This window comes from Microbacterium sp. Bi128 (genome assembly GCF_918698205.1).
In genome coordinates, this window is the sequence record NZ_CAKKMM010000810.1 from 1 (window position 1) to 2,291 (window position 2,291).

A 2,291-nucleotide genomic window follows, 5' to 3' on the forward strand; every position below is an offset into this window, starting at 1 on the left:
TCGGTGCCCAGTTCCGGGTCGAGGCCGATCCGGGACAGCACCAGGATGCCGTCGTGGTCCTCCCCGATGCCGAGTTCGCGGACGGAGGCGAGCATGCCGGCAGAGAGGTGCCCGTAGGTCTTGCGCGCGGAGATCCGGAAGTCGCCCGGCAGCACGGCGCCCGGAAGGGTGACCACCACCTTGTCGCCTTCCACGAAGTTGTGGGCGCCGCAGATGATGCCCTGCACGCCGGAGGGATCGATGCCGGCGCCGGTCAGGGTCTGCTCACTGCCCTCGGGGACAACCCGGACCTGGCACCAGTTGATGGTCTTGCCGTTGGACTGGGCTTCCTTGACGATGCTGAGCACCTGGCCCACCACGATCGGACCCTGGACGGAGTCCGTGGGCCGGTGGACTGCTTCTTCTTCGAGCCCGACCTTGACGAGCTCCGCCATGACGTCTTCGGCCGTCGCTTCGGCCGGTACCTGCGCGAATTCGCGCAGCCAGGAAAGTGGGATACGCACTGTTAGATCTCCATCCCGAAGTGCTCGCTGAAACGTACGTCGCCTTCAATCATGTCGCGCATGTCGCCGACCTCGTTGCGGAACATGAGGGTGCGTTCGATGCCCATGCCAAAGGCAAAGCCTGAATAGATGTCCGGGTCGATCCCGGCCGCGCGCAGGACATTGGCGTTGACCATGCCGCAGCCGCCCCACTCGATCCAGCTGGGGCCGCCCTTGGCGCCCGGGTGCCAGATGTCCAGCTCCGCGGAGGGCTCGGTGAACGGGAAGTAGTTGGGCCGCAGCCGGATCTGGGCTTCCGCGCCGAACATCTGGCGTGCGAAGTGCTCCAGGGTGCCGCGGAGGTCTGCCATGCTCAGGTTCTTGTCGATGGCCAGGCCCTCGAACTGGTGGAACACGGGGGTGTGCGTCGCGTCGAGCTCGTCCGTGCGGAACACCTTGCCCGGGCACAGCACATAGATGGGCAGTTCCCGTTCCAGCATGGAGCGGACCTGCACCGGCGAGGTGTGCGTGCGCATGAGCAGGTGGGCCTCGGGCGGCTCGACGAAGAACGTGTCCTGCATGTCGCGGGCGGGGTGGTCCGGCTTGAAGTTCAGGGCATCGAAGTTAAACCATTCGGACTCGACCTCGGGCCCTTCGGCGATTTCCCAACCCATGCCGACAAAGATGTCGGCCACGCGGTCCTGCAGCGTGGACAGCGGGTGCCGTGCACCGGCCGTGCGCCGGCGCGGCGCTGCCGTGACATCCACGGTCTCTTCGACGAGGATCCGCGCGTCGTTCTCGGCCTCGAGCGCGACCGTGCGGTCCGCGAGCGCCTTGTTGACCCGTCCCCTCGAGGCGCCCATGAGCTTGCCGGCGGCGGCCTTCTGGTCCTTGGGCAGCGCGCCGATCTCACGGTTGGCGAGGCTCAGGGCGGACTTCTCGCCCGTGTGGGCGAGGCGCACGGCCTTGAGTTCATCGAGGGTCGCGGCGGCGGCGATGGCGGCAACGGCCTGGTCTACGGCGGCGGTAATGGCGGCTTCATCCAGAGGATTCGGGACGGCTGCGTCCGGCAAAGTTTCAGTCATCTACTGTTCTTAGCTACGAGTCGGATCATGCCAACAGCGTGCGCCGGGAACAGGGCGCGGCGCAGGTTCTCGGCAAGGCTTGTGGTCACTGTCCCCAGTCCAGGGCCTAATGACGCCCGGACAACGGATTCGCCAGATCGCCAACCTGCTCAACGGCTCCACCCTGCTGGGCCTGCTGCTGGCAGCCTGTGCGCGGACAACCGTCAGCTCCGGTCCGCGCGGATTGCTGATCGCTGGCCGCTACCGCTGGCGGTTGCCGTTTGCTGCGGCCTTCACGGTGGGCAACGTGATCCTCTTCCGGGCCGGACCGGAATCCGCCCGCGCCAATCCAGTGCTGCTGGGCCACGAGGAGCGCCACAGCACCCAATACGCCTGGTGCCTCGGGCTGCCCTTCCTTCCGCTGTACTTCATGGCCGCCGGCTGGTCCCTCTGGCGCACGGGCAACCCGGGCAGCGCCAACATCTTCGAGCGGCACGCCGGCCTGGAAGCGGGCGGCTACCCCCGGCCCGGCCTGCCCGGAACCAGACCACGCACGCACCGCAGAATGGGCACCGCCCCCGAACGTTACGAGGCCTGACATGACAGACAACCCCCGAAGCATCTCCGTTGCAGGAACCGGCAGCGCCGAGGCGGTGCCGGACCTGCTGACCGTGTCGATCGGCGTTGAATGCCGCCGCGAGACCGTGGCAGAGGCCTACAGCGAGGCCGGAACACGATCCGCCGC

At 67.4% G+C, this 2,291-nt stretch carries 3 protein-coding genes and 1 pseudogene; 2 read left to right on the plus strand and 2 right to left on the minus strand.

Annotation, left to right across the window (positions count from 1 at the left end):
• Window positions 1-503, minus strand: a pseudogene (locus LQV45_RS26545) (phenylalanine--tRNA ligase subunit beta); the annotation flags it as partial.
• Between the two features lie 2 nt (window positions 504-505).
• Window positions 506-1,567, minus strand: coding sequence for a phenylalanine--tRNA ligase subunit alpha (gene pheS, locus LQV45_RS26550; protein ID WP_028277258.1), 1,062 nt, complete (start codon window positions 1,565-1,567; stop codon window positions 506-508).
• Between the two features lie 109 nt (window positions 1,568-1,676).
• Between pheS and LQV45_RS26555 the strand changes: the two genes are divergently transcribed.
• A complete protein-coding gene (locus tag LQV45_RS26555; RefSeq protein ID WP_230009710.1) occupies window positions 1,677-2,144 on the plus strand; it encodes a hypothetical protein in 468 nt (155 codons plus the stop codon).
• A 1-nt stretch (window position 2,145) separates the two neighbouring features.
• The coding region (locus tag LQV45_RS26560) for an SIMPL domain-containing protein (protein WP_230009712.1) at window positions 2,146-2,291 on the plus strand (146 nt) is incomplete at its 3' end.

Bases quoted from the DNA above. Each gene is read 5' to 3' on its own strand.
- pheS (WP_028277258.1), bottom strand. From the start codon at position 1,567: ATGACTGAAACTTTGCCGGACGCAGCCGTCCCGAATCCTCTGGATGAA.
- LQV45_RS26555 (WP_230009710.1), top strand. From the start codon at position 1,677: ATGACGCCCGGACAACGGATTCGCCAGATCGCCAACCTGCTCAACGGC.